This window comes from Nocardioides sp. GY 10127, from assembly GCF_004919085.1.
Lineage (GTDB): Bacteria > Actinomycetota > Actinomycetes > Propionibacteriales > Nocardioidaceae > Nocardioides.
The window spans coordinates 76403-102293 of the sequence record NZ_STGL01000007.1 but is presented as its reverse complement, the minus strand read 5'-3'; the positions used below and the strand labels follow the sequence as shown (position 1 = coordinate 102293).

General features: G+C 74.7%; 19 protein-coding genes. 5 read left to right on the top strand and 14 right to left on the bottom strand.

What is annotated here, in order from left to right; all coding sequences use genetic code 11:
* Window position 1: 1 nt before the first annotated feature.
* From E8D37_RS12880 to E8D37_RS12825, 12 genes are all read right to left on the bottom strand, one after another.
* Window positions 2–1120, bottom strand: a complete 1119-nt coding sequence (locus E8D37_RS12880) for a methionine synthase (RefSeq protein ID WP_240770398.1) — start codon at window positions 1118–1120, stop codon at window positions 2–4.
* Entirely contained in the window at window positions 1117–2292 is a 1176-nt protein-coding gene (gene mnmA / locus E8D37_RS12875; RefSeq protein ID WP_206055738.1) for a tRNA 2-thiouridine(34) synthase MnmA, read from the bottom strand. Before mnmA ends, E8D37_RS12880 begins: the two co-directional genes overlap by 4 nt.
* Window positions 2293–2295: 3 nt before the next feature.
* Window positions 2296–3489 (bottom strand): cysteine desulfurase family protein, encoded by a 1194-nt coding sequence (locus E8D37_RS12870; protein ID WP_136570198.1) that lies wholly within the window; start codon window positions 3487–3489, stop codon window positions 2296–2298.
* 54 nt (window positions 3490–3543) lie between these two features.
* Window positions 3544–4605: an endonuclease/exonuclease/phosphatase family protein gene (locus tag E8D37_RS19895; RefSeq protein ID WP_168929750.1), complete on the bottom strand. Its 1062-nt coding sequence runs from the start codon at window positions 4603–4605 to the stop codon at window positions 3544–3546.
* Between the two features lie 11 nt (window positions 4606–4616).
* Window positions 4617–5741, bottom strand: a complete 1125-nt coding sequence (gene proB, locus E8D37_RS12860) for a glutamate 5-kinase (RefSeq protein ID WP_136570197.1) — start codon at window positions 5739–5741, stop codon at window positions 4617–4619.
* Entirely contained in the window at window positions 5738–7309 is a 1572-nt protein-coding gene (gene obgE, locus E8D37_RS12855; RefSeq protein WP_136570196.1) for a GTPase ObgE, read from the bottom strand. The genes proB and obgE overlap by 4 nt, the downstream gene beginning before the upstream one ends.
* A 94-nt stretch (window positions 7310–7403) precedes the next feature.
* Entirely contained in the window at window positions 7404–7658 is a 255-nt protein-coding gene (rpmA, locus tag E8D37_RS12850) for a 50S ribosomal protein L27 (RefSeq protein ID WP_136570195.1), read from the bottom strand.
* A gap of 71 nt (window positions 7659–7729) precedes the next feature.
* Entirely contained in the window at window positions 7730–8032 is a 303-nt protein-coding gene (gene rplU, locus E8D37_RS12845; RefSeq protein ID WP_136570194.1) for a 50S ribosomal protein L21, read from the bottom strand.
* Between the two features lie 271 nt (window positions 8033–8303).
* Entirely contained in the window at window positions 8304–11633 is a 3330-nt protein-coding gene (locus tag E8D37_RS12840; RefSeq protein ID WP_136570193.1) for an Rne/Rng family ribonuclease, read from the bottom strand.
* A gap of 385 nt (window positions 11634–12018) precedes the next feature.
* Window positions 12019–12771 carry a TIGR03936 family radical SAM-associated protein gene (locus tag E8D37_RS12835; RefSeq protein WP_136570192.1) on the bottom strand — a complete coding sequence of 251 codons (753 nt, stop codon included), beginning with the start codon at window positions 12769–12771 and terminating at the stop codon, window positions 12019–12021.
* Window positions 12764–13972: a winged helix DNA-binding domain-containing protein gene (locus E8D37_RS12830; RefSeq protein WP_136570191.1), complete on the bottom strand. Its 1209-nt coding sequence runs from the start codon at window positions 13970–13972 to the stop codon at window positions 12764–12766. Before E8D37_RS12830 ends, E8D37_RS12835 begins: the two co-directional genes overlap by 8 nt.
* A 171-nt stretch (window positions 13973–14143) precedes the next feature.
* On the bottom strand, window positions 14144–15961 hold the full coding sequence (locus E8D37_RS12825; protein WP_136570190.1) for a S8 family peptidase: 1818 nt from the start codon (window positions 15959–15961) through the stop codon (window positions 14144–14146).
* 276 nt (window positions 15962–16237) lie between these two features.
* On the opposite strand from E8D37_RS12825, the gene E8D37_RS12820 reads away from it, so the two are divergent.
* From E8D37_RS12820 to E8D37_RS12810, 3 genes are all read left to right on the top strand, one after another.
* A complete protein-coding gene (locus E8D37_RS12820; protein WP_136570189.1) occupies window positions 16238–17149 on the top strand; it encodes a septum formation family protein in 912 nt (303 codons plus the stop codon).
* A gap of 172 nt (window positions 17150–17321) precedes the next feature.
* Entirely contained in the window at window positions 17322–17630 is a 309-nt protein-coding gene (locus E8D37_RS12815) for a hypothetical protein (protein WP_240770397.1), read from the top strand.
* A gap of 1 nt (window position 17631) precedes the next feature.
* The gene (locus E8D37_RS12810; protein WP_240770396.1) at window positions 17632–17850 is read left to right on the top strand and encodes a YlcI/YnfO family protein; all 219 of its coding nucleotides are present in this window, start codon (window positions 17632–17634) and stop codon (window positions 17848–17850) included.
* Between the two features lie 98 nt (window positions 17851–17948).
* Here E8D37_RS12810 and E8D37_RS12805 read toward each other — a convergent pair whose 3' ends face one another.
* Entirely contained in the window at window positions 17949–19946 is a 1998-nt protein-coding gene (locus E8D37_RS12805) for a TIGR03960 family B12-binding radical SAM protein (RefSeq protein ID WP_136570186.1), read from the bottom strand.
* A gap of 105 nt (window positions 19947–20051) precedes the next feature.
* Window positions 20052–21686 (bottom strand): MDR family MFS transporter, encoded by a 1635-nt coding sequence (locus E8D37_RS12800; RefSeq protein WP_136570185.1) that lies wholly within the window; start codon window positions 21684–21686, stop codon window positions 20052–20054.
* 105 nt (window positions 21687–21791) lie between these two features.
* Here E8D37_RS12800 and E8D37_RS12795 point away from each other — a divergent pair, with 105 nt between their 5' ends.
* Both E8D37_RS12795 and E8D37_RS12790 read left to right on the top strand, forming a co-directional pair.
* Window positions 21792–22934, top strand: a complete 1143-nt coding sequence (locus tag E8D37_RS12795; RefSeq protein WP_136570184.1) for an ionic transporter y4hA — start codon at window positions 21792–21794, stop codon at window positions 22932–22934.
* Window positions 22935–23039: 105 nt separating this feature from the next.
* Window positions 23040–25880, top strand: a complete 2841-nt coding sequence (locus E8D37_RS12790) for an FAD/NAD(P)-binding protein (protein ID WP_206055737.1) — start codon at window positions 23040–23042, stop codon at window positions 25878–25880.
* The last annotated feature ends 11 nt before the right edge of the window (window positions 25881–25891 follow it).

Here is a 25891-nt window from a genome sequence, read left to right as displayed (position 1 = left end):
CTCAGCCCAGGTTCGCGAGGTCGGAGGCGACGGAGGCGGAGAGCTGCATGGCTCGGCGGGCCCAGCGGCCCGAGGAGCCGGCCAGGCCGCAGCCGGGGGCGACGCCGAGCCGCCCGGAGGTCGGGTCGAGGCCGAGCATGTCCAGCCACCGCTCCACCCGCTGCACGAGCCGCGCGTCGGAGGGCCAGGGGTCGGGGTCCGTGGAGGGCACGATCCCGAGCACGACCGCGTCGCCGTCCTCGAGCGCCGCGGCCATGAGGTCGTGGTCGGCGGTGGCAAGGAGGGCCGCGTCGACGACCAGGCCCCGCGCGCCGGCCCCGCGGACGAGCGCCCAGTCCACGCCGGGGGCGCAGGAGTGCACCCACGGCTCGGCCCCGGCGGCGGTGGCGGCGGCCATCACCTGCTCCAGCAGGTCGGAGACCTCGGGGCGGTCGACGCGGCGGTGCCGCTGGTATCCGGACGCCGTCGGCACCTGGCCCTCCATCACGGCGGGCAGGGAGGGCTCGTCGAGCTGGACGACGTACCCGGCCGCGTCGGGCAGGCGACGCCGCACGTCGGCGACGTGCTCGCGCACCGCCTCCGCGAGCGCCAGGCCCAGGTCGCGACGGGCGCCGTGGTCGGAGAGCACCTTCTCGCCGCGGGGCAGCTCGACGGTGGCGGCCAGCGTCCACGGGCCCGTGAGCTGGAGCTTCACGACGCCCGCGAAGCCCTGACCGAGCTCCTCGACGCTGTCGAGGTCCTGGCCGAGCAGGCTGCGGGCGCGACGCTGGTCGAGCCCGGGGGCGCCGTCGGTGCCGGTCAGCCGCCAGCCGGCGGGCTGGAGGTCGGCGTCGAGCGCACGGATCGCGCCCAGCGTCCGCCCGATCATGCCCGCCCCGGCGCCGCGGCCGGGCAGCTCGGGCAGCGGAGCGGCGTCCGTGAGCGTCCCGAGGACGGCCTTGACCGCCTCCCGGTAGGCCTCGGCGTCCTCCGCCGCTCCCCCGCCTCCCCCGGCGCCGCCGCCCGGCAGCGAGCCGACGGCGGTGCCGAAGGGAGCCCCGGACAGCAGGTCGGGGCTCTCGCCGGCGGCGTCGGGGGCGTCCTCCCAGCCGTCGGCGCCGGGCAGCAGCAGACCGCTCACGCGCCTGCCTCCTTCGAGGTCTCGGCGGCGGTGACCCGCCGCGTGGAGGTGATGGTGGCGGAGCCGACGACCCGGGTGCCGGCATAGACGACGACCGCCTGACCGGGGGCGATGCCGGAGGCGTGCTCGAGCAGCTCCACCTCGACGACGTGGGACGTGGGGTCCTCGGGGTCGCCGGTGACCAGCACGCGGGCGCGGTGCTCGGCCCCGTGGGCGCGCAGCTGGACGGTCACGTCCTCGCCCTCGAGGACGGCGGGCCCGGCGGCCGTGGGCCGCAGCGGGGCGTCGCACCAGCGGGGTCGGTCGGCGGTGAGCGCCTCGACGGCGAGCCGCTCCCGCGGGCCCACCCGCACCGTGCCCGAGACGGGCTCGATGTCGAGGACGAACCGCGGCTTCCCGTCCGGGGCCGGCCGACCGAGGCGCAGGCCCCGGCGCTGGCCGATCGTGTAGGCGTAGGTGCCCTCGTGCCGGCCGAGCTCCTCGCCGGTGGCGTCGTCGACGATCGGGCCCTCGGTGTTCGGAGCCCGGTCCCCCAGCTTCTCGCGCAGCCAGCCGGCGTTGTCCCCGTCGGCGACGAAGCAGATGTCGTGGCTGTCCGGCTTGTCGGCCACGAGCAGCCCGCGGCGTGCGGCCTCTTCGCGCACGAGCGGCTTCGGGGTGTCCCCGAGCGGGAAGAGCGAGTGCCGCAGCTGCGACTGGTCGAGCACCCCGAGCACGTACGACTGGTCCTTGCCCGCGTCCGCCGAGCGGTGCAGCTGCACCAGGCCGTCCTCGCCCTCGCGCAGCACGGCGTAGTGGCCGGTGGCCACCGCGTCGAACCCGAGCGCGAGCGCGCGGTCCAGCACGGCGGCGAACTTGATCCGCTCGTTGCAGCGCAGGCAGGGGTTGGGGGTCAGCCCCGCGGCGTAGGAGTCCATGAAGTCCTCGACGACCTCGGCGTGGAACTCCGCCGAGAGGTCCCACACGTAGAACGGGATGCCGATGACGTCGGCGGCCCGCCGGGCGTCGTTGCTGTCCTCGATCGTGCAGCAGCCCCGCGCGCCCGAGCGGTAGGACGCCGGGTTGCGGGAGAGGGCCAGGTGGATGCCGGTGACGTCGTGGCCGGCCTCCGCGGCGCGCGCGGCGGCGACGGCCGAGTCGACCCCGCCGGACATGGCGGCGAGCACGCGCACGGCTCAGCCCGCCACGCGCCGGGTGGCCCGCAGCGCCCGCTCGACGGCGGGGCCGAGCGCGGCCACGGCCGCGTCGACGTCCGCCTCGGTGGAGGTCCGGCCCAGGCTGAGGCGCAGCGAGCTCTTCGCGCTCGCCTCGTCGCGGCCCATCGCCAGGAGGACGTGGGAGGGCTGGGGCACGCCCGCGGAGCACGCCGAGCCGGTCGAGCACTCGACCGCCGCCGCGTCGAGCAGCATGAGGAGGGAGTCGCCCTGGCAGCCGGGGAACGAGAGGTGGACGACGCCGGGCAGCCGCTCGGCGGAGTCCGCGGCCGGGCCGTTGAGGACCGCCTGGGGGACGGCGCGCCGCACCCCGGCGACCAGCCGGGCGCTCAGGGCGCGCAGGTGCGCGGCGTGGGCCTCGCGCTCGGCGACGGCGGCGGCCAGCGCCGCGGCGAAGCCGGCGACCGCGGGGGTGTCGAGGGTGCCCGAGCGGACGTCGCGCTCCTGCCCGCCGCCGTGCAGCAGCGGGGTGAGGGGCAGGTCGCGCCGCGAGACCAGCGCGCCGACGCCGAGCGGGCCGCCGACCTTGTGGCCCGTGACGACGAGGGCGTCCAGGCCCAAGGCGGCGAAGTCGACCGGCAGGGAGGCCACCGCCTGCACCGCGTCGCTGTGCACGGGCACGCCGTGCTCGGCGCACAGCGCCGTCACCGCCTCCAGGGGCTGCACGGTGCCCACCTCGTTGTTCGCCCACATGACGCTCACCAGCGAGACGGTGCCGGGCTCCCGCTCGAGCGCGTCGCGCAGCGCGCCGACGTCGAGGCGGCCGTCGTGGTCGACCGGCAGCAGCTCCAGGTCGGCCTCCCCCGTGGCCGCGAGGTGCTCGGCGGCGTCCAGGACCGCGTGGTGCTCGATCGCGCTGACCAGCAGCCGACGTCGTTGCGGGTCGGCCGCCACCCGCGCGCGGTGCGCGCCCTTGACGGCCAGGTTGTCGGCCTCGGTGCCGCCGGAGGTGAGGACGACCTCGCCGGGTCGGCAGCCGAGCGAGGCCGCGATGGACTCCCGGGACTCCTCCACCACCCGGCGGGCGCGGCGGCCGGAGGCGTGCAGCGACGAGGCGTTCCCGACCTGCGTCAGCTGCGCGGTCATCGCCTCCAGCGCGACCGCCGAGAGGGGCGTGGTCGCGGCGTGGTCGAGGTAGACGGCGGCGCGGGACATCGGGTGGTCAGCCTACGTCGCTCCCCCGCCCCGGATCGAACCACCACGTGCCGGTCAGGCCGTGCCCGTGAGCACGACGTCGGCGACCAGCGCCAGGTGGTCGGTGCCGTCGAGCCGGTGCGTGCGCGTCGCCGTCGCTTCCAGCCCGGGCGCCAGGAGGACGTGGTCGATGGCCACGAGGGGCGCCGGGACGTCGAGGAACAGCCCGTTCGCCGGCCAGGTGGGCTGCCAGCCGCTGCCGGCCTCCTCGGCCGCGTCCCGCAGGCCCCCGGCGGCCAGCAGCCGGCGCAGCTGCACGTGGTCCAGCGTGGCGTTGAGGTCGCCGACCACCAGGTCGGGCGCCTCGTCCCGCACGGCCGCCCGCAGCACGGCGGCGTCGCTGCGGAACGAGGGCGGGTCCGCGGGCGCCGCGGGGTGGGCGGCGAGCAGGCGCAGGGCGTCGCCGCTGGTGCCGGTGAGGGAGGAGACGTCGACGTCCACCGCCCAGGACTCCATGATCGTGCCGAGCCGGGTCGGCTCGCCCAACGGGAGCCGCGAGAGCACCACGGTGCCCGCCGTGGAGCCCTCGGGCGCGGGCGTCCCGATCCGGTAGGGCCACCGCTCGGCCGCACCGAGGTCGTCGAGCGCGGCGACGACGTCGACGGTCGCCTCGGGCAGGACGACGAGGTCGGCGTCCTCGCCCGTCGCCACGTCCCACAGCTCGGCCGGGTCGGCGCCGCCGACGAGGAGGTTGGAGCTGAGGACGACGAGCGAGGGGTCACCCGCGCGCACCGCCTCCTCCGCGGCCGCCGGCGGGCCGGTGAGCAGCGGCGCCAGCCACGCCGTCTGCAGCCCCAGCCCGGCCAGGGCGACGAGGGCCGCCAGCAGGCGCAGGACGGCGCGCCGCCGGTGCCACCAGGCGCCGCCGGCCAGCACCAGCACGAAGAGCTGGGCCAGCAGGGCGTAGGGCGCGAAGGCCACGGCCCGCACGGCCAGGTCGCCGTCCTGACCCGTGGCGCGGAGCCAGGTGAGGGCCGTGGCGGGGGCCAGCAGGCCCAGGACCACGAGCCAGAGCAGGACGCGGCCGACCCGACGGGCTCCCCCGCGCGGGGCGGGGGCGGGCGTCGGCTCGGGCACGGTGGGTCCGCTCAGAGCAGGACGAGAGCGTCGCGGTGGACGACCTCGCGCTCGCGCCGCTTCTCCGAGGCCGAGCGGGCCAGCAGCTCGGGGATCTCCTCGGCGTCGTAGTTGACCAGGCCGCGCGCGACGGCCACGCCGTCGGGCCCGACGAGGTCCACCGGGTCCCCCGCGTGGAAGGCGCCCTCGGCGCCGGTCACGCCCGCCGCCAGCAGCGAGGCGTGGCGCTCCACCACGGCACGGACCGCCCCGGCGTCCAGGAGGATGCTGCCGCGCGCCTCGGTGGCGTGCTCGAGCCAGAGCAGGCGCCGCTTGCGGCGGCGACCCGTGGCGTGGAAGAGGGTGCCGACGGCCTCGCCCGCCAGGGCGGGCCCCGCGTTGGCCGCGGAGGTGAGGACGACGGGCACGCCGGCGCCCGTCGCGATCGACGCGGCCTCGACCTTGGTCTCCATCCCGCCGGTGCCGACCCCGGCCGCGCCGGTGCGGCCGATCGCCACCCCGGCGAGGTCCTCGAGGCCGTGCACCTCGGAGAGCAGCCGGGCCCCCGGCGTCCTCGGGTCCGCGTCGTAGAGGCCGTCGACGTCCGAGAGCAGCACGAGCAGGTCGGCGCGGACCAGGTGCGCCACGAGGGCGGCGAGGCGGTCGTTGTCGCCGAAGCGGATCTCGGTGGTCGCCACGGTGTCGTTCTCGTTGACGATCGGCAGCACGCCCATCCCGAGCAGCGCGGAGACGGTCTGCGCCGCGTTGCGGTAGTGGCTGCGCCGGGTCACGTCGTCGACGGTGAGCAGCACCTGGCCGGCGGTGATCCCGTGGGCCCGCAGGGCGGTCGTGTAGTGGTGCACGAGCAGCCCCTGGCCGACGCTCGCCGCGGCCTGCTGCTCAGCGAGCAGCGTGGGGCGGCGCTTCATCCCGAGCGGGGCCAGGCCCGCCGCGATGGCGCCCGAGGAGACGAGGACGACCTCGGCCCCGCGACCCCGCGCCTCGACCAGGACGTCGACCAGCGCGCCCAGCCGGGCCGGGTCGATCCCGCCGGCGGCGGTGGTGAGGGAGGAGGAGCCGACCTTCACCACGACCCGCTGGGCCTGCGTGACGACGTCGCGCAGGCCCCCGGTCGTGACCGCGAGGGGCTCGCTCACTCCTCGCCGTCCCAGTCGGGGTCGTCCTCGGTGCCGATCTCGTAGGTCATCGGGCCGTCGGTGCCGCCGCGCTTGGGCAGCGGCGCGTTGGCGGTCCCGCCGCGCCGGGCCTCGTCGATGCGCCGAGCCACGTCGGCACGGGCCTCGTTCTCGTCCTTGTCCTCCATGGCCTCGAGGATGTCGCGGCGGCGCTGGGCCGCGGGGCGGTCCTCGGTGAACCGGTGGTCCTCGCCGCGGCGGCCGAGCATCTCCGCGCCGGCCTCGATGCTGGGGCGGAAGTCGAAGACGACCGAGTTCTCCTCGGCACCGATGATGACGGCGTCGCCCTCCTGGGCACCCTTCTTGGCCAGGGCCATCTCGACGCCGAGCCGGTTGAGCCGGTCGGCGAGGAAGCCGACGGCCTCGTCGTTGGCGAAGTCGGTCTGCCGGACCCACCGCTCGGGCTTCTGCCCGCGCACGCGCCAGCCCTCGGTGGTCTCCTCGACCGTGAAGTCGGCGCCGCTGCCGCCCAGGCCCGCCGGGCGCAGCACGATCCGCTGCGGGGCGGCCTCGGGCTTCGCGGTGCGGGTGGCCTGCACGATCCGGGCCATCGCGAACGTCAGCGCCCGCAGGCCCTCGGTCGAGGCCGCGGAGACCGGGTACACGTCGAGCCCGCGGGCCCGCAGGTCCTCGAGCGTCATGTCGGAGATGTCGCGGCCGTCCGGCACGTCCACCTTGTTGAGGGCCACGAGGCGGGGCCGGTCCTCGAGGCCGCCGTACCGGCTCAGCTCGTTCTCGATCACGTCGAGGTCGTCGAGAGGGTTGCGGCCGGGCTCGATGGAGGCGGTGTCGATGACGTGGACGATCGCCGCGCAGCGCTCGACGTGGCGCAGGAAGTCGTGGCCGAGGCCGCGACCGTCGGCGGCGCCCTCGATCAGGCCGGGCACGTCGGCGACGGTGAAGGTCGTCTCCCCCGCGGTGACCACGCCGAGGTTCGGCACGAGCGTGGTGAAGGGGTAGTTGGCGATCTTGGGCCGCGCCCGCGAGATCGCCGCGATGAGGCTGGACTTGCCGGCGCTGGGGAAGCCGACGAGCCCGATGTCGGCCACGACCTTGAGCTCGAGCACGAGCTCCAGCTCGTCGCCGGGCTCGCCGAGCAGGGCGAAACCGGGGGCCTTGCGCTTGGACGAGGCCAGGGCGGCGTTGCCGAGACCGCCGCGGCCGCCCTCGGCCACGACGACCTCGGTGCCGATGCCGACGAGGTCGGCGAGGACGTTGCCGTCGGTGTCGGCCACGACGGTGCCGTCCGGGACGCCGAGCACGAGGTCGGCACCGTGGGCGCCGTTGCGGTGACCACCGGCGCCGTGGCCGCCGTGCTCGGCCTTGCGGCGGGGGCCGTTGTGGTAGTCGACGAGGGTGGTGACGTCGGGGTCGACCCGCAGGATCACCGATCCGCCCGGGCCGCCGTTGCCGCCGTCCGGACCACCGAGGGGCTTGAACTTCTCGCGGTGGACGGAGGCGACCCCGTTACCGCCGCGACCTGCGCTGACGTGCACACGCACGCGGTCGACGAAGCTGGGGACGGCCATGGGTGAACTCTCCTGTGCGGGGCGGGGAACGACGAAGGGCGTCCCGAGAACGGGACGCCCTTCGCGTGAAGCTGGATCTCAGACGAGCGTCAGGTCACTCGCCCGGGACGATGTTGATGACCCGGCGGCCACGGCGGGTGCCGAACTGCACGGCGCCGGCCTCGAGGGCGAACAGAGTGTCGTCGCCACCGCGACCCACGTTGGTGCCCGGGTGGAAGTGGGTGCCACGCTGGCGGACGATGATCTCGCCGGCGTTGACCAGCTGACCACCGAAGCGCTTGACGCCGAGGCGCTGGGCGTTGGAGTCGCGGCCGTTCTTGGTGGACGCCGCGCCCTTCTTGTGTGCCATGTCGAATCCTTCTTCGGTGTGATCCGGTGCGGAGCGTGCCGCGCCGGGAGTGTGGTCGCTGACCGGGAGGGTCAGAGCGAGATGTCGGTGACCTTGACCTGGGTGTACTTCTGGCGGTGACCCTGGCGCTTCTTGTAGCCGGTCTTGTTCTTGTACTTCTGGATGACGATCTTCGGGCCCTTGGTGGCGCCGAGGACCTCGACGGTCACGGCGGCCTTGTCCAGGTTCGCCGAGGTGACGGTCTCGCCGTCGACGGCGAGCAGGACCGGCAGGGTCAGGGTCTCGCCGACCGGCGTGGCGACCTTGTCGATCTCGATGACGTCGCCCACGGCAACCTTCTGCTGGGTGGCGCCAGCGCGCACGATCGCGTACACCGCGGTCTCCTTCGTCGAACTCGTCTTGCGTCTGTCTGGGGCCCCGCACGGCTCCGCCCACTCCGGTGTGACCACCGGCTCGGGCTCCCCGGCTCCGTCGCGCCAGGCCCGGGGGCGGACGACGTCGTGCGGGGTGTGCAGGAGAGGAGGGCGCGTATCGACGCACCGAGGGTTCATCGTACGCACCCGGCCAGGTGGGAGCAAAACGTCCGCTCCCGACCCGGCGGGGTCCCGGTCGGGCCTGGTCACCAGGCCCGACCGGGTGACCGCGTCAGTCGGTCGAGGTGCCGGCGTCCGGGGCGCCGGCGGGCCGCGTGGCCCGGCGGGACCGGGTCCGCGTGACCACCTTGGGCGCCGGGGTGGAGACCTCAGGGGTCTCCACGGGCGCCGCCGGGGTCGAGGGGACGACGATCGTGGCGGCCGTGCCGGTCGTGACCGTCCCGGTCCGGGTGGACCGGCGGGTGCGGGTCCGCGTCGTGGTCGTCACCGTGGTGGCCACGGGCGCCTGCACGGGCTCGGTGGCGGCCGCCTCGGCGACCTCCTCGGCCTCGGCCGTCGGCTCGACCTGCTCGGCGGGCACCTCGGCCGGGACCTCGCCGGGGGCGATCTCGGGCTCAAGCGCGGTCGCCTGAGCGGTCGGCTGGTCGTCCTGGGTCGCCTCGGCAGCCTCCGCGGCCTCAGCGGCCTCCGCCTCGGCGTGCCGTGCCATGGCGGCGAACTCGGCCGGGGACGGACCGCGGCGCTCGGCCTCGGTCGCCTCCACGGCGTCCTTCTGGCCCTGCTCCTGCTTGTCGCCACCGCGCCCGCGACGGCTGCGCCGCGAGCGGCGCGGCTCCTCGCCGTCGCCGGAGCCGGCCTGGGCACCCTGGTCGGACTGCTTGGCGTTGCCGCCCTGGTTGCCGCCCTTGCCGCCGCCACCTCCGTTGCCGCCGTTGCCGCCGCCCTTGGGCTCGACCGGCAGGTCGTGGGTGACCAGGCCGCGGCCCTGGCAGTGCTCGCAGTTCTCGCTGAAGGCCTCCAGCAGGCCCGTCCCGATCCGCTTGCGCGTCATCTGGACGAGGCCGAGCGAGGTGACCTCGGCGACCTGGTGGCGCGTGCGGTCGCGGCCCAGGCACTCCACGAGCCGGCGCAGGACCAGGTCGCGGTTGGACTCCAGCACCATGTCGATGAAGTCGACGACGATGATGCCGCCGATGTCGCGCAGCCGGAGCTGGCGGACGATCTCCTCGGCCGCCTCGAGGTTGTTCTTGGTGACCGTCTCCTCCAGGTTGCCCCCGGAGCCGGTGAACTTGCCGGTGTTGACGTCGACGACGGTCATCGCCTCGGTGCGGTCGATGATGAGCGAGCCGCCGGAGGGCAGCCAGACCTTGCGGTCCAGGCCCTTGGCGATCTGCTCGTCGAGGCGGTGCACCGCGAAGACGTCCTTGCCGGCGTTCTTGCCCTCGGTGGCGGGCTCGAAGCGCTCGAGGCGCTCGGCGAGGTCCGGGGCCACGTGCTGGACGTAGTCGCTCACGAGCTCCCAGGCCCCCTCGCCCTGCACGACCAGCTTGGAGAAGTCCTCGGTGAACAGGTCGCGGACGACCTTGAGGGTGAGGTCCGGCTCGCCGTAGAGGAGCTGCGGGGCCTGGCCCTTGCTCTTCTTCTCGATGTCCTCCCAGCGGGCCTTGAGCCGCTCGACGTCGCGGGTCAGCTCCTCCTCGCTGGCGCCCTCCGCCGCGGTGCGCACGATGACGCCGGCGGTGTCCGGGACGATCTCCTTGAGCAGGGTCTTCAGCCGCGCACGCTCGGTGTCGGGGAGCTTGCGGGAGATGCCCGAGGTGGTGCCGTCCGGCACGTAGACCAGGAACCGGCCCGGGAGGCTGACCTGGCTGGTGAGCCGGGCGCCCTTGTGACCGATGGGGTCCTTGGTGACCTGGACCAGGACGGTCTGGCCCGAGGACAGGACGGACTCGATCTTGCGGGGCTGGCCGTCCTTGTGGCCGAGCGCCGACCAGTTGACCTCACCGGCGTAGAGGACCGCGTTGCGGCCCTTGCCGATGTCGATGAACGCCGCCTCCATCGAGGGCAGCACGTTCTGCACCCGGCCGAGGTAGACGTTGCCGATGATCGAGGTCTGCGACTCGCGCGCCACGTAGTGCTCGACGAGCACCTTGTCCTCGAGGACGCCGATCTGCGTGAGGTCCTCGCGCTCGCGCACGACCATCACCCGCTCGACGGACTCGCGGCGGGCCAGGAACTCGGCCTCGGAGACGATGGGGGCGCGGCGGCGGCCGGCCTCCCGGCCCTCGCGGCGGCGCTGCTTCTTGGCCTCGAGCCGGGTCGAGCCCGACAGCGAGGTGATCTGGTCCTCCGGGGAGCGCGTCTGGCGCACCTTGGTGACGGTGTTCTCCGGGTCGTCCGAGCTGTCCTGCCCGGAGTCGCCCGAGCGACGGCGGCGACGGCGACGGCGCGACGAGCCGGAGCGCTCGCCGTCCTCGTCCTTGTCGCCCTGGTCCGCCTGGTCGCCCTTGTCCTCGCCCTGCTCGTCCGACTTCTCACCGGACTTCTCGTCCGTGGCGTCCTCGGCCCTGTCGGCGTCGGAGGAGGCCTCGGCGTCGCCGCCCTCGGCATCCGCGCCACCGCTGCCGCCACGACGGCGACGGCGACCACCGCGGCGACGGCGACGGCGACCGGAGGACGAGCCCTCGGCCTTCTCGTCGTCGGCGTCGTCGGAGTCGCTGTCCTCGGCGCCGTCGTCGTCGGAGTCCTCGGTGCTGTTCTCGGTGCTGTCCTCGGGCTGCTCGTCGGCGGCCGCCTCGACGGCCTCGACGGTGCCCTCGGCCTCCTCGTCGGTCTCCTCCTCGGACTCGTCCGTGAGGGCCTTGGCGGCCTCGACCGCGTCGGCGTCGGGGGCCTGGAAGAGGACGGCCGGGGCCGCCTTCTTGGTGGTGCGCTTGCGGGCCGCCTTCTTCGCCGGCGCGGGCTCGGCAGGAGCCTCGGCGGTCTCGGGCGTCTCGGCGGTGGCGTCGGCCGTGTCAGTGGTGGCCTCGGCCGGGGCCGCGGCGGCCTTCTTGGTGGTGCGCTTGCGGGCCGTCTTCTTCGCCGGCGCGGGCTCGGCAGCGGCCTCGGCGGTCTCGGCCGTCTCGGCAGCGGGCTCCGCGGGGGCCGCGGCAGCCTTCTTGGTGGTGCGCTTGCGGGCCGCCTTCTTCGCCGGCGCGGGCTCGGCAGGAGCCTCGGCGGTCTCGGCGGCGGACTCCGCCGTCTCGGTGGTGGCCTCGGCCGGGGCCGCGGCGGCCTTCTTGGTGGTGCGCTTGCGGGCCGTCTTCTTCGCCGGCGCCTGCTCGGCGTCCGCGGCGGGGGCCTCGAACAGGGCCTCGGCCTGCTCCGTGGGGGCCGCGGCGGCCTTCTTGGTGGTCCGCTTGCGCGCGGTCTTCTTGGCCGGGGCGGCGTCGGCGGCGGGCTCCCCCGTCGCCTGGGCCGTCGCCTCGGCCGGGGAGGCGGGCGCGGCGGCGGCCTTCTTGGTGGTCCGCTTGCGCGCGGTCTTCTTGGCGGGGGCGGTGCTGGTCTCGGCGCCGGCCTCGGGGGCGGTCGGCTGCGCGCCGACCTCGTTCTCGTCGGGCATGTGCTGCTCCTTGCCCGGGCCGCGGGGTCGCGTCGGGCGTGTCGTCCGGTCGCGCCGAGGGCGCGGCCCGGAAAAGTCTGTCGGTGGTGGCGACCCCTCCGCTGGGTGCGTCACCGAGACCCTGCCGTCACCTACCGCGGTCGCTGGCCACCTGGGATGAGGTGTCGCCTGCTCGCTGTCACCGAGCGGACGGGCCGCGTCGCGGTCTGGTGACGACCGCCCCCGGTGTGCCGGACCTCGTGGTTCGGCGAGAACGTCGTCGGGTCGCCGACTGCTGCCGAGCCGTCAGGCGGGACGTCGTGGCCGGGTGGGCCTGGCGCCGTCGTCTGGCTCGGAGTGGTCGAGGACCTGTCGGGAGTATCGCACAACGGTCCTCGCCCGGGGCTCATCCCGCGTGGGACAGCGGGTCCCCGATGCTCGGGACGGCGTCGTCGGCCCCGTCGCCGTCCACCAGCGGGCCCTGGGCGAGCCTGGTCATGAGGGGCGCGGTGCCGGCGTCCAGGCCGCTCACCTGGGCCAGGCCGCGCAGCACGTCGTCGGGCCGGATCGCCGGGACGCCGTGCCGCAGGAGCAGGTCGAGGCGGACGGTGCCCGGACGCTCGGCGGGGACCACGTCGAGGCGCAGGACGGCGGCCCGGCAGTCCATCTCGCGCAGGCCCTTCTTGGTCATCCGCTCGACCGTGACCGACTCCGCGGCCAGGAGCTGCGCCACGGCGTCGCGGGCCGCGGCCTCGTCCGGCCCGGCGGGCGGGATGAGGTCGATCGCCCAGCGGCTCGCCTCGAGCCGGTCCGCGAGGGAGCCGCCCGGCGACTCCACGACCTCGAGCACGTCCAGGCCCGGGGGGAGCGCCTCGTCGAGCAGCGCGTGGATCGCGGCGGGGTCCACGACCTCCTTCAGCGCGATCTCCAGGTACTCGGCCTCGCTGGCGGAGCCCGTCGGGGCCGCACCGGCGTAGGAGATGCGCGGGTGCGGGTTGAAGCCCGAGGAGTAGGCCATCGGCACCCGGGCGCGGAAGACGGCGCGCTCGAAGGCGCGCGAGAAGTCGCGGTGGCTGGTGAAGCGCAGGCGTCCACGCTTGGCGTAGCGGACGCGCAGCCGCTGGACCGGCGGGGCTTGCTGCTCGGGCTGCTCAGGCACGCACCGGAGGGTACGGCAGGTCGGCGGTCGCCATGGTCATCGCCGGCGCCCGGTAGATCGGGCTGACCCGCTCCCCCGCGAGCCACGTCGTCAGCCTCCGGGCCTCCACGGCGAGCGCCGCCCGGCCCAAGGCGCCCACGTCCTCGAGCAGACGGACCTCCACGTCCCCGTCCGGGTCCTGCACCCAGCAGCCGACGACCCGCCCGTCCCACCAGGCCGTCGTGCCGCCGTTGCCGTTGCGGTCGAAGAGGACCGGCTCGTGCGGGCCCAGGTACCAGGCCCGGTCCTTCCACCCCATCGTCGTGGGGTCGAGGACGGGCAGGAGCGCGGCCCAGGGCTCGCGGGCACCGGTCACGGGCTCGTCGCCGGGGAGCACGTAGCCGGTGGCGCCTCCCTCGAGGTCGACCTCGACCGCCCCGACGGCGACCAGGGCCGCCCGCACGGCGCCCTTGGTCGAGCCGAGCCACCAGACGAGGTCGTTCTCCGTCCCCGGGCCGAACCGGGACAGCCAGCACCGGACGAGCTCGACGTAGCCGTCGGCCGGGGCCAGGTGCGCGCCCGGCCCCGTCAGCCACTCCGCGCCCAGCCAGTCCTCCATCCGGTGCCAGCGCGGGCGGTACTGCCGCCAGTGCTGCGTGTTGGCCCCACGGACGATGCGCGCCTGCGCCCCCAGGACCGTGAGCACCCGACCGGGCTGCACCTGTGAGCTGGGCAGCTCCGCGCGGACGTCGATCTCCGGCGCCGCCGCCCGCAGCTGCACCGTCGTCAGCCCCTCCGGCGCGGCGGCGAGCGCGGCCAGGACGGCGTCCTCGGCCCGCGTCATCCAGGCCTCGCCGTCCGCGGCGATCCCGGCCCGGACGACGTCCTTGACCAGCTTGGCGCGCTCGGCCGCGGCGGTCCGGGCCGCGGCGGAGCCCCACGTGGCGCCGAGCAGGTCGCGCGGGAGGACGAACATGGTGCGGCGCATCGCCAGCTGCCGCACGACGCTGCGCTCGACCGTCTCGGCCTCCTCCACGTCGTCCCGACCCAGGCCGTCCACGCGGGCGTGCACCGACAGGGAGACGGTCGGGGCCTCGGTGGCGTGCAGGCACACGACGGCCCGCACCGCCTCCTCCACCGTGCCCACCCGGTGCGCCGGCCCGAGGCCGTGCCGGGCCAGGCGACGCCGTCGCTCCTCGTCGTCCAGCCGTGGTCTGCTCACGCGCGGAGCCTCTCACCACGCCCCGACAGGCGGCGAGCGCGACGCCCCTGGCTGCCCCGAGAGCCCCCGGACCACCCCCGGACGAGCGAGGGCCCGGCCGCCACCGCAGCGTGTGCGGAGCGACCGGGCCCTCGCCCCCCGCGTGCGGGGGCACCGGAGGCTGCGGGAGAGTCAGCCGACGGTGAGCGAGGTGTCGTCCAGGACGAAGCTGGTGGCCAGCGAGGAGTCCTCGACGCCCGTGAACGTGAGCGTGACCGTCCTGCCGGTCCAGGCCGACAGGGAGAGGGTCCGCTTGACGTAGCCGGAGGCCGCGTTGAGGTTGGAGTACGTCGCGAGGGTGCTGGTGCTGCCGCCGGAGGTCACCTTCACCGTGAGCGTGTCGTAGGCCCTGCTCGTGGTGGTCTCCGAGGTGGAGACGAGGAGCTGGAACGACAGGCTCGCCGCGCTGCCCGCGGGCAGCGTCACGGTCTGGCTCAGGGTGTCGGTGTGGCTGGAGCCGTAGCCGTCGAGCCAGGCCTTCCAGCTGCCGGCGTAGGCCGGGGCGCCGGAGTCGGTGGTGATGACGCCCGACGAGGCCGACCACGAGGTCGCGCCCTGCTCGAAGCCGGGGTTGAGGAGCAGGTTGGCGCCCGTGCTGGGCGGGGTGGTGCCGCCCCCGCTGCCGCTCCCGCCGAGATCGCTGGAGAGCAGCAGGTTCGGCGAGCCGCTGGTGCCGGTGACGACGCCGGAGGTGGCCGCGCCGAGGATCGCGGCGGCGACCGTGCTCGGCGAGGCCGAGGGGTGGTCCTGGAGGTAGAGCGCGGCGACGCCCGTGACGTGCGGGGTGGCCATGGAGGTGCCCGAGATGGTGTTGGTGGCGGTGTTCGAGGTGTACCAGGCGGAGGTGATGGAGGAGCCCGGCGCGAAGAGGTCGACGCAGGAGCCGTAGTTGGAGTAGCTCGCCCGCGCGTCGGTGCTCGTCGTCGCGGCGACCGTCAGCGCGGCCGGGACGCGCGCCGGGGAGCCGTTGCAGGCGTTCGTGCTCTCGTTGCCCGCCGCCACGGCGAAGGTGACACCGTCGTTGATCGCCGCCGCCACCGCGTTGTCGAGCGTGGTCGACGCGCCGCCGCCCAGGCTCATGTTCGCCACCGCGGGGTTGGTGCCGGTGTGGTCGGCCGTCACCCAGTCGACGCCCGCGATGACGCCGGACGTCGTGCCGGAGCCGTCGCAGCCCAGCACCCGGACCGGCACGAGCGTGACGTTCTTGGCCACGCCGTAGGTGGAGCCGCCGACCGTGCCGGCCACGTGCGTGCCGTGACCGTTGCAGTCGGTCGTCCCGTTGCCGTCGCTCACGGCCGTGTAGCCCGAGGCGACGCGGCCCGAGAGCTGCGCGTGGGTGGAGAGGATGCCCGTGTCGATCACGTAGGCCTTCACCCCGGCGCCGGTCGCGGTGTAGGTGTAGGAGCCGTCGAGCGGGAGGGCGTCCTGGTCGATCCGGTCCAGGCCCCACGTCGCCCCGGTCTGGGTGGTATCGACCGAGAGGCGTCGGTCGGCCTCGACGTAGGCGACGTCCGGGTTGGCGCGGACGCTGCGCAGGGCCGCGGCGTCCATGCTCGCCGCGAAGCCGGTGACGACGGACGTGTAGCTCTCCGAGACGTCCGCGCCGCGGGTGCGGGCCCGGCTGCGGACCGAGCGCAGGTCGGCGCGGGTCGCCGCGTCGTCCAGGACGACGATGTAGTCGCCCTCCACGACCCCGCGGCGGTCGGCGCCGACCAGCGGCGCACGCGACGGCCGGGCCGCCGTGGCCGGCGTCCGGGTGCCGTCGGTGGCCGCGGCACCGTCCGGCTTCGTGGGCTCCGCCTGCACCGGGGTGCTCCAGGCGAGGGTCCCGAGGACGAGGGCGGAGAGGGTGAGCGCGCCGAGGCGCGAGAAGGGGCTCCGGGCGAGGGGCCCGCGAACGCCCTGCCGAGCGGTCGCGCGACCGCGGCGCGGGGTGTGGTCCAAGGTCATGGGTGCTGCTCCCGAGAAGAGGTGGTCCGCCGCCCGACGCACCGTCGGCCGGCCCCGCCGAGGCGGGTGCGGACGAACCTAGGGGTTTCCTGTGGGAACGTCAGCGGGGTGTGCGCTGCACGTTCTCGCACCGCACGAACCTGCAGAAAGTGCCTCACCGGGGCCCTGGCGGGCGCAGGACGTCCGGGGCGCCCGGACACCTCCCGGACGGCGTCCCGGCGCTCTCTCGTACCCTCGTGCTCCGACCGATCCACCGTCCCGAGCCCGAGGAGCACCGTGCCGGACCCCCAGCAGCCCGGTCCCGACCAGCCCGGTCCCGACCAGCCCGACGGCAGCCCCTCCAGCAACCCGTACGGGAACCCGTACGGCCAGCAGCCGGGCCCGTACTCGAGCTCCTACCCGGGCCAGCAGCCGGGCTCCTACCCGGGGCCGTACCCGGGCGGCCACCCCGGCCAGCCGTATCCCCAGGGCTACCCCCAGGCGTACCCGACGGCCTACCCCCAGATCGGCGGACCGCAGGCGCCCGACCCGCGGCGGCAGCGCCGCCAGAAGACGATGGCCGCCTGGGCACTCGGGCTCGGCGTCCTGCCGCTGTGCGGCGTCGGCTGGTTCGTGTCGGTCGGCCTGGCCATCACCGTCCTCGTCGGGCGGGCCCGCGGTGCCGCCCGGGGCATGGCCATCGGCGCCCTGGTCGCGTCGACGGTCTGGCTGCTCGTCGCCGTCGGGGGCCTCGCCTGGCTGGTCGTGGACCAGGTCAGCGGCCCCGAGCGGGGGGACGACGGTCAGGTGACCCGGGCCGAGGACACCACGCTCTCGTTCCTGCGCGAGGGCGACTGCTTCTCCGACCTGGGCGACAGCGACACCGTCGACGAGGTGCGGGTCATCCCCTGCGACGAGCCGCACCAGCTCGAGGTGGTGGGCATCGTGGACATCGCCGAGGGCGGCGAGGACTACCCCGGCGCCCGAGCCTCCCAGCGCCGCTCGGACGCCGCCTGCATCGACGCCTTCGAGGCCTACACCGGGGAGGACTACGACTACTCGCCCTGGGGCGAGTACACGCTGTGGCCCGGTCGCTCGAGCTGGGAGTCCGGGGACAGCACCGCCTTCTGCACGGCAGGCGACCCGTCCGGCGACGAGGTGACCGGCCGGCTGGCCGACGGCAGCGCCGTCGCCGCGACGACGACCTGAGGCCGCACCACCGCGGTGCGGCCGGCCGTCTCGCGGCTCAGACCACCGAGAGCGGCAGCAGCTTCTGGCCCGTCGGCCCGACCTGGATCTCGGTGCCCATCTCGGGGGCAGAGGGGGACCTTCGGAACGGCAGACGCCGCACCGCCGTATCCGTTTGTTATACGCTGCAGGAGTGGATCTTCTCGACCTCGATCTGCTCTCCGACGAGCCGTTCGAGATCGACGCCCAGGCCGCACACCTGTTCAAGCACCCGCAGCTGGGACTCGACGACGTGTACGACGTCTGGACGAGTGATCCGTTGTTCTACCCGGCCAAGCCGCCCGCCCACTGGCTGATGGTGTCCGAAGTCGACGGATGCGTCCTCGTCGTTCCCATCGCCCCCTCAAGGGACGGCGACCCGACCCGCTGCCGACCCATCGGCTGCTACGAAGCAGGCAGCAGCCTCACCGAGACCTACCGGAGCGACCGAGATGAGTACTGAGATGACTCCCGCCGAGGAGTACGAGCTCTACGCCGATCCCGCCAACCAGGTGCCGACAGGGAAGCCGCGTCGCCGTACGGCGAGACTCACGTCCCCGATCCCGGTGCGGTTCCCTGACGACGTGCTGGACGAGGTCAAGCGGCGTGCCGAGGCCGACGACCGCTCCGTCTCGTCCTGGATCAGGCGTGCGGTCGAGCACGAGCTCAACCGGCCAGCCTGAGGCTTGGGCCGACGCTCCTCTCGAGTGTGCTCTCCCGCCGACTCCCGGCGCACCCTTGAGATGGATCGACGTCGCCCTCTGGCGAGCGTAGCGAGACCTCAGACCACCGAGAGCGGCAGCAGCTTCTGGCCCGTCGGCCCGACCTGGATCTCGGTGCCCATCTCGGGGCACACGCCGCAGTCGTAGCACGGCGTCCAGCGGCAGTCCTCGACCTCGACGTCCGCGGAGCCGTCGGCGACGGCCAGCGCGTCCTCCCAGTCGCCCCAGAGCCAGTCCTTGTCCAGCCCGGAGTCCAGGTGGTCCCACGGGAGGACCTCGTCGTAGTCGCGCTCGCGGGTGGTGTACCACTCCAGCGAGATGTCGGTGCCGGCCAGCGCGCGCTGCGAGGCCTCGACCCAGCGGTCGTAGGAGAAGTGCTCGCTCCAGCCGTCGAAGCGGCCGCCGTCGCGCCAGACCTCCTCGATGATGCGACCGACGCGGCGGTCGCCGCGGGAGAGCAGTCCCTCGATCATGCCGGGCTTGCCGTCGTGGTAGCGGAAGCCGATGGCGCGACCGAAGCGCTTGTCGGCGCGGACCTCGTCGCGCAGCTTCTTCAGCCGCTCGTCGGTGGTCTCGTGGTCGAGCTGGGCCGCCCACTGGAACGGGGTGTGCGGCTTGGGCACGAACCCGCCGATGGAGACGGTGCAGCGCACGTCGTTGCGCCCGGAGACCTCGCGGCCCTTGGCGATGACCTTCTTGGCCAGCTCGGCGATCTGGAGGACGTCCTCGTCGGTCTCCGTGGGCAGGCCGCACATGAAGTAGAGCTTCACCTGGCGCCAGCCGTGCCCGTAGGCGGTGGCGACGGTCCGGATGAGGTCCTCCTCCGTCACCATCTTGTTGATCACCTTGCGCATCCGCTCGCTGCCGCCCTCGGGGGCGAAGGTGAGGCCGGAGCGGCGCCCGTTGCGGGAGAACTCGTTGGCCAGCGTGATGTTGAAGGCGTCCACGCGGGTGGAGGGCAGCGACAGCGAGACGTTGGAGCCCTCGTAGCGGTCGGCGAGGCCGGCGGCCACGTCACCGATCTCGGTGTGGTCGGCTGAGGAGAGCGAGAGCAGGCCCACCTCCTCGAAGCCGGTCTGGCGGATGCCGTTCTCGACCATCGCGCCGATCGTCTCGATCGAGCGCTCGCGGACGGGGCGGGTGATCATGCCCGCCTGGCAGAAGCGGCAGCCGCGGGTGCAGCCGCGGAAGATCTCGACGCTGAAGCGCTCGTGCACGGTCTCGGCGAGGGGCACCAGCGGCTTGGCCGGGTACGGCCACGCGTCCAGGTCCATGAGCGTGTGCTTCTTGACCCGGAACGGGATGCCCGGCTTGTTCGGGACGACGGCCTCGATCGTGCCGTCGGCGGCGTAGGCCACGTCGTAGAGCTGCGGGACGTAGATGTTGCCCGTGACCGCCAGGCGGCGCAGCAGCTCGTCGCGGCCGCCGGGTCGGCCCTCGGTCTTCCACTCGCGGACGAGCTCGGAGATCGCGAGCACGACCTCCTCGCCGTCGCCCAGGACGGCGGCGTCGATGAAGTCCGCGATCGGCTCGGGGTTGAACGCGGCGTGCCCGCCGGCGAGCACGACCGGGTGGTCCTCGGTGCGGTCGACCGCGTGCAGCGGGATGCCCGCGAGGTCGAGGGCGTTGAGCATGTTGGTGTAGCCGAGCTCGGTGGAGAACGAGAGCCCGAAGACGTCGAAGTCGACGACCGGGCGGTGCCCGTCCACGGTGAACTGCGGGATGCCCTGCTCGCGCATCACCTTCTCCATGTCCGGCCACACGGCGTAGGTGCGCTCGGCGACGATCCAGTCGCGCTCGTTGAGCACCTCGTAGAGGATCTGGACGCCCTGGTTGGGCAGGCCGACCTCGTAGGCGTCGGGGTACATGAGGGCCCACCGGACCGTCTCGCCGCCGGCCTCGGTGGCCGCGGCGCAGTCCCAGTCCTTCAGCGTCGCGTTGAGCTCGCCGCCGACGTACTGGATCGGCTTGGAGACGCTGGGCAGGTGCGGCTCCAGGCGGGCGAACACCGACTCTCCGCGTGCGGCGGTGGCGGTGCTGCCGGACGTGGCGGACATGGGGCTACCTCGCAGAAGGTCGACGGCACGGGCAACAGCGATCCAGCGTACGCGGCGCCGGGCGGTCCGGCCCACTCGAAGCGGACCGGACCACCTGACGTCTCGTCAGCTCGCGGGGGTCGAGGCCTCCGGGTCGGCCCCGCGCTCGGCCGCGGCGGACGTCGCCCGCAGCTCGACCTTGGGCATGAGCAGCAGCACCAGGAAGGCGATGACGCCCACGCCGGAGGCGAAGAGGAACACCTGGTCCATCGACTCGGCGAACCCCACCTGGATCGGGTGCGCCAGCGCGGCCGGCAGGGTGGTGAGGACCGAGGAGTCGTCCTGGACCTGGGCGATGACGCTCGCGTCGAAGCCGCCGTTGGCCGCCGCGGCCTCCTGGAAGGCCTCGGTCTTCGCGGCCGCCGTCAGGGCGGTCTCGATGTTGTCGCCCACGGTGGAGAACAGGATCGAGAGGAAGACCGCGACGCCGAGCGTGCCGCCGATCTGGCGGAAGAAGGTCGCGGACGACGTGGCGACGCCGATCTCGCGCGGGGAGACGGCCGACTGCACCGCCAGCAGCAGCGGCTGCATGCAGTTGCCCAGGCCGAAGCCGAGCACGAACATCGGGATCATCACGATCCACAGGTGGGTGTCGGCGCCGGTGAAGGACAGGGCGAACAGGCCGACCACCACGAGGGCCGAGCCCACGATCGGGAACGGCCGGACGTTGCCCGAGCGCGAGATCAGGATGCCGGAGCTCATCGCGGCGCTCATGATGCCCACGACCATCGGCAGCATGAGGAAGCCCGACTCGGTCGGCGAGGCGCCGTGGACGATCTGCATGTAGAGCGGCAGCACGAGGATGCCGCCGAACATCGCGGCACCGATGACGATGCTGGAGACGACCGTCACCGTCACGGCGCGGATGCGCAGCAGCCGCAGCGGGAACAGCGCCGCCTCGCCCATGGCCCGCTCGGCGAGGACGAAGCCGACCAGGCCGACTGCGCCGATGACGTAGCAGGCGATCGAGACGGCGGAGCCCCAGCCCCACTCGCGGCCCTGCTCGGCGACGGCCAGCAGCGGGACCAGGGTGACGACGAGGGCGAGGGCGCCCCACCAGTCGATGCGCACCTTGTACTCGGGCTTGTGGTGGTGCACGTGCAGCGTGCGCAGCACGACGATGAAGGCGATGATGCCGACGGGCACGTTGACCAGGAAGACCCAGCGCCAGCCGGACATGCCGAGCAGCGTGTCCTGGCCGGCCAGGAAGCCGCCGATGACAGGCCCGAGCACCGAGGAGGTGCCGAACACGGCCATGAAGTAGCCCGAGTACTTGGCCCGCTCGCGCGGGGAGACGACGTCGCCGATGATCGCCAGCACGAGGGTGAAGAGGCCACCGGCGCCGAGCCCCTGGAGGGCGCGGTAGGCGGCGAGGCTGTACATCGACGTGGCCAGGCTGCACAGCGCCGAGCCGACGACGAAGATCGTGATCGCGGTCATGAACAGGCGCTTGCGGCCGTAGAGGTCGCCGAGCTTGCCGTAGATCGGGGTCGTGATCGTCGAGGTGATCAGGTAGGCCGTGGTCGCCCAGGCCTGGATCGAGAGTCCGTTGAGGTCGTCGGCGATCGTGCGGATCGCGGTGGAGACGATCGTCTGGTCCAGCGCGGCCAGGAACATGCCCAGCATGAGGCCGGACATGATCGTGAGGATCTGCGCGTGCGTGTACTCGCCGGAGGGGGCCGGCTCCGCTGTCGTTGCCATCGACAACGAGGGTAGAGCCTGGCGCCGACGTCCGCCCCGTCCGTCCGGTCACGGCGGTGTGCGTCCCCGGCCCCGGGGTTGGGGCCACCTGACAGGGTTCTCCCCATGAGCGCGACCGCCGGCCACGCCCGACGACCCCTCCTGCACACCCTGCTGAGGAGCTGGACGACCCTCGCACCCCTGGGCGCCCTCGCCGTGCTCGGCGCGACCTGGGCCCACCACGCGCACCCGTTCGCGCTCGGGCTCGTCGCGTTCTTCCTGGTCGCCGCCGTGCTCTCCGCCGTCCACCACGCCGAGGTGGTCGCCCACCGGATCGGCGAGCCCTACGGCTCCCTCGTGCTCGCGGTCGCCGTCACCGTCATCGAGGTCGGCCTCATCGTCATGCTGATGACCGGGGGCGGCTCCAGCGCCTCGACCTACGCCCGCGACACCGTCTTCGCCGCGGTGATGATCACCCTCAACGGCATCGCCGGCCTCTCCCTGCTCGTCGGCGCGCTGCGGCACCGGCTGGTCAGCTTCAACGCCAGCGGGTCCGGCTCCGCGCTGTCCACGGTCGTCGCCCTGGCCGGCGTGTGCCTCGTCCTGCCGGGCTTCACCGTGTCCGCGGCGGGCTACGTCTACTCGACCTCACAGCTCGCCTTCGCGGCCGCCGTCTCCCTCGCGCTCTACGTCGGGTTCGTGCTCACGCAGACCGTGCAGCACCGCGACTTCTTCCTCCCCGTCGCCTCGGACGCGCAGGGCCGCGTCACCGGCGTCCTCGAGGACGACGAGCAGCACGCCGCCCCGCCGTCGGCCCGCGCGGCCTGGGCCAGCCTGGGGCTGCTGCTGGCCGCGCTCGTCGGGGTGGTCGGGCTCGCCAAGCTGCTCTCCCCCACCATCGAGCACGCCGTGGCCGCGCTGGGCCTGCCGTACGCAGTGGTCGGCGTGGTGATCGCGCTCCTCGTGCTGGCGCCGGAGTCGATCTCCGCGGTCCGGCACGCGGCGGCCGACCGCGTCCAGAACAGCCTCAACCTCGCCTACGGCTCGGCGATGGCCTCGATCGGCCTCACCATCCCGGCGATCGCGGTGGCCTCCATCTGGCTCGACGGCCCCCTCGAGCTCGGGCTGCCACCCACGCAGGTGGTGCTCCTGGCGGTCACCGTGGCGGTCTCGGTGCTCACCGTCGCCCAAGGCCGGGCCAAGGCCCAGCAGGGCCTGGTCCACCTCGTGCTGCTGGCGACGTTCCTGTTCCTCTCGGCGCAGCCTTAGCCCGCGCGCCACCGAGCCGGCTCACAGCGAGCCTCCCTTTCGGTGGCCTTCCCCTGTCGCTAATGTCTAGTAACTCAGTCGTCATTAGCGAGAAAGCAGGAACGGATGAACCCCAGCCACCGCACCCGCGCCGCCCGCGTGGCCGTCGTCGGTGCCGGCGCCGCCGGCAGCCTCAGCGCCCTCCACCTCGCCCGGGCCGCCCGTGCCCGCGGCTCCCGGCTCGAGATCGACCTGCTCGACCCCGCACCGCGCTGGGCCCGGGGCGTCGCGTTCGGCACCGACGACGAGGAGCACCTGCTCAACGTGCCCGCCGCGCAGATGAGCGTCCTCGGCGACGAGCCCGGCCACTTCGTCGCCTGGCTCGAGGCCCACGCCGCGCCCGAACAGGCCCAGCCGCACGCGTTCGTGCCCCGTCGGCTGTGGGCCGCCTACCTCGACGCCTGCCTCGCCGAGCAGGCGAGCGACCCGGCCGGCCTGGTGCGCGTCCGGCACCGTCGGCTGCGGGCCACGGGGCTGAGCCGGGTGGCCGCCCCGGACGGCGGTGCCGACGGTGCCGGCCCCTCGTGGGTCGTCCGAGCGGGGTCCGAGGACGTCGCGGCCGACGCGGTCGTCCTCGCCACCGGCTCCCCCGCCGACCCGGTCGACTGGGCCCCGGAGTCGCTCCGGGCGTCCCCGTTCCTCGTCGCCGACCCGTGGGCGCCCGGCGCGCTCGACGTCGTGCGTCGCGACCGCAGGGGCCCCGCCGACGTCCTCGTGGTGGGCACCGGGCTCACCATGCTGGACGTGACGCTCAGCCTCGTCGGCGACGGCGCCCGCCCCGACCGCCGCGTGCTCGCCACCTCCCGGCACGGGCGGCTGCCGCTCGCCCACGTCCCCCGCCCCGCGCTGCCGGTCGTCCCCGACGTCTCCGCGTGGGACGCCGACCTGGAGGCCGTCGTGGAGGCCGCCCAGGAGCACCTGCGCGAGGTGGGCACCGCCCAGGGCGACTGGCGGCCCGCCGCCGACGGCCTGCGGCACCGCGTCGCGCAGCTCTGGGGTCGCCTGCCCGAGGAGGACCGCCACCGGTTCCTCGACGAGCACGCCGGCGCCTGGAACCGGCTGCGGCACCGCACCGCGCCCGTGCCGGGAGCGGTGCTCGACGGCCTGCTCGCCACCGACCGGGTCGAGGTCCGGGCGGCCCGGGTGGCCACGGCGGAGCCCCTGCCGCTGGGCGGCCTGCGCGTCACCTTCAGCGACGGCAGCAGCCGCGAGGTCGGGTGGGTCGTCAACGCCACCGGCGGGGGCGGCGACGTCCGCCGCGCGGGGGACCCGCTGCTGGGCGACCTGCTGCGCGACCGGGGTGGCCTGCGGCTGGCCGAGCCGGCGACCCGGGGGCTCGGCGTCCGGACCGTCGACGGCTGGCTGCGGGACTCCTCCGGCTCCACCGCCGCACCCGTGTGGACGCTCGGCGCCCTGCGCCGCGGGGAGCTCCTCGAGTCGACGGCCGTCCCGGAGATCCGGGCGCAGGCGCAGGCGCTGGCCGCCGCGGTGCTGCACGAGGTCGCGCCGCTGCCCCGCCGCCTCGAGGACGGGCGCTGGGTCGGCGGCCACCACCCGGTCGCCCGCCCGCGCGACCTGCTGGGGCTGCCGCTCTCCACCACCGCGGAGGCCGCCGCGACCTACAACGCCGGCCTCGAGCGGGTGCTGCGCCTCCAGGCCGGGGGCGAGCGGCTCATCGCCGAGGCCGTCGTCCTGGACCCGGACCTGGCGGTGGGGCACGCCGCGCTGGCCCTCCTCGGGCACGAGGCCGGCGCCGACGTGGACGTCCCCCGCGCCCTCGCCGCCGCCCGGGGCGCGCTCGAGCGCCGCGGCGACGAGCGGGAGCGGTCGTTCGTGGCGGTCGTCGCCTCGCGCGTCGCCGACGCGCGGGCCGGCGGGCAGGCGCTGACCCGGCACGTGGCCGCGCACCCGCGCGACGCGCTCGCGGTCTCCGCGGCCGTGCCCACCATCGCCTTCTCCGGGGTCACCGACCTCCAGCGCGAGGCCTGGGACCTGGTCGAGGGGCTGGCGCCCGCCTACGGCGACCACTGGTGGTACCACTCGCTGCTCGCCTTCACCCGGCAGGACCAGGGACGCCTGGAGGAGGCCGGGCTGCTCGCCGAGAGCGCGCTGGCCTGCGAGCCCGCCTCGGGCCACGCCGTCCACGCCCTCAGCCACGTCTTCTACGAGTCCGGGGAGCACCGACCCGGCCTGGACTGGCTGGACGCCTGGATCGAGCGCAGCGGGCGGGACGCCGACCACCGCTCGCACTTCTCCTGGCACGCCGCCCTGCACGAGCTCGCGCTGGGCGACACCGAGGCCGTGCGGCGCCGGTACTACGCCCAGCTGGCACCGCCGACCACGGGAGGCGTGCGCCTGCTCGTGGACGCGGTCTCGCTGCTGTGGCGCTGGCAGCTGACCACCAGCGGGTGGCCCGGCTCCGAGGAGCTGCCCCCGCCGCCGGTCGAGGCCGCCCTCGCCGCCGTCGACCCGGTGCTGCTCACCCGTCCCTCGACCCCCTTCGGCGCCCTGCACGCGGCGATCGCCCTGGCCGCCGCCGGTCACCGCGACCGGCTCGAGCGGCTGCGCCGTCGCTGCCGGGAGTCGGACGACGCCGTCACGAGCGGGGTGGTCGCGCCCCTGTGCGAGGCCCTCGCCGCCATGGTGGAGGAGCGGCACGCCCAGGCGGCCGACCAGCTCGTCGACCTGCTCCCCCGGCTGGTGCTCGTCGGCGGCTCGGCGGCCCAGCGGGAGGTCGTGGAGGAGGCGCTCCTCCTCTGCCTGGCGCGCTCCGGCCGCCCCGAGCGCGCGGCCACGCTCCTGGACCGGCGGCTGGACCGGCGTCCCTCTCCCCTCGACCGGCGACGCCGGGGGGCGCTCGCGGCCCTGGCCGGGAGTGCCGGCGGTCGGCTCGCGGTCGGGCGGTGAGCGCGGGTCCG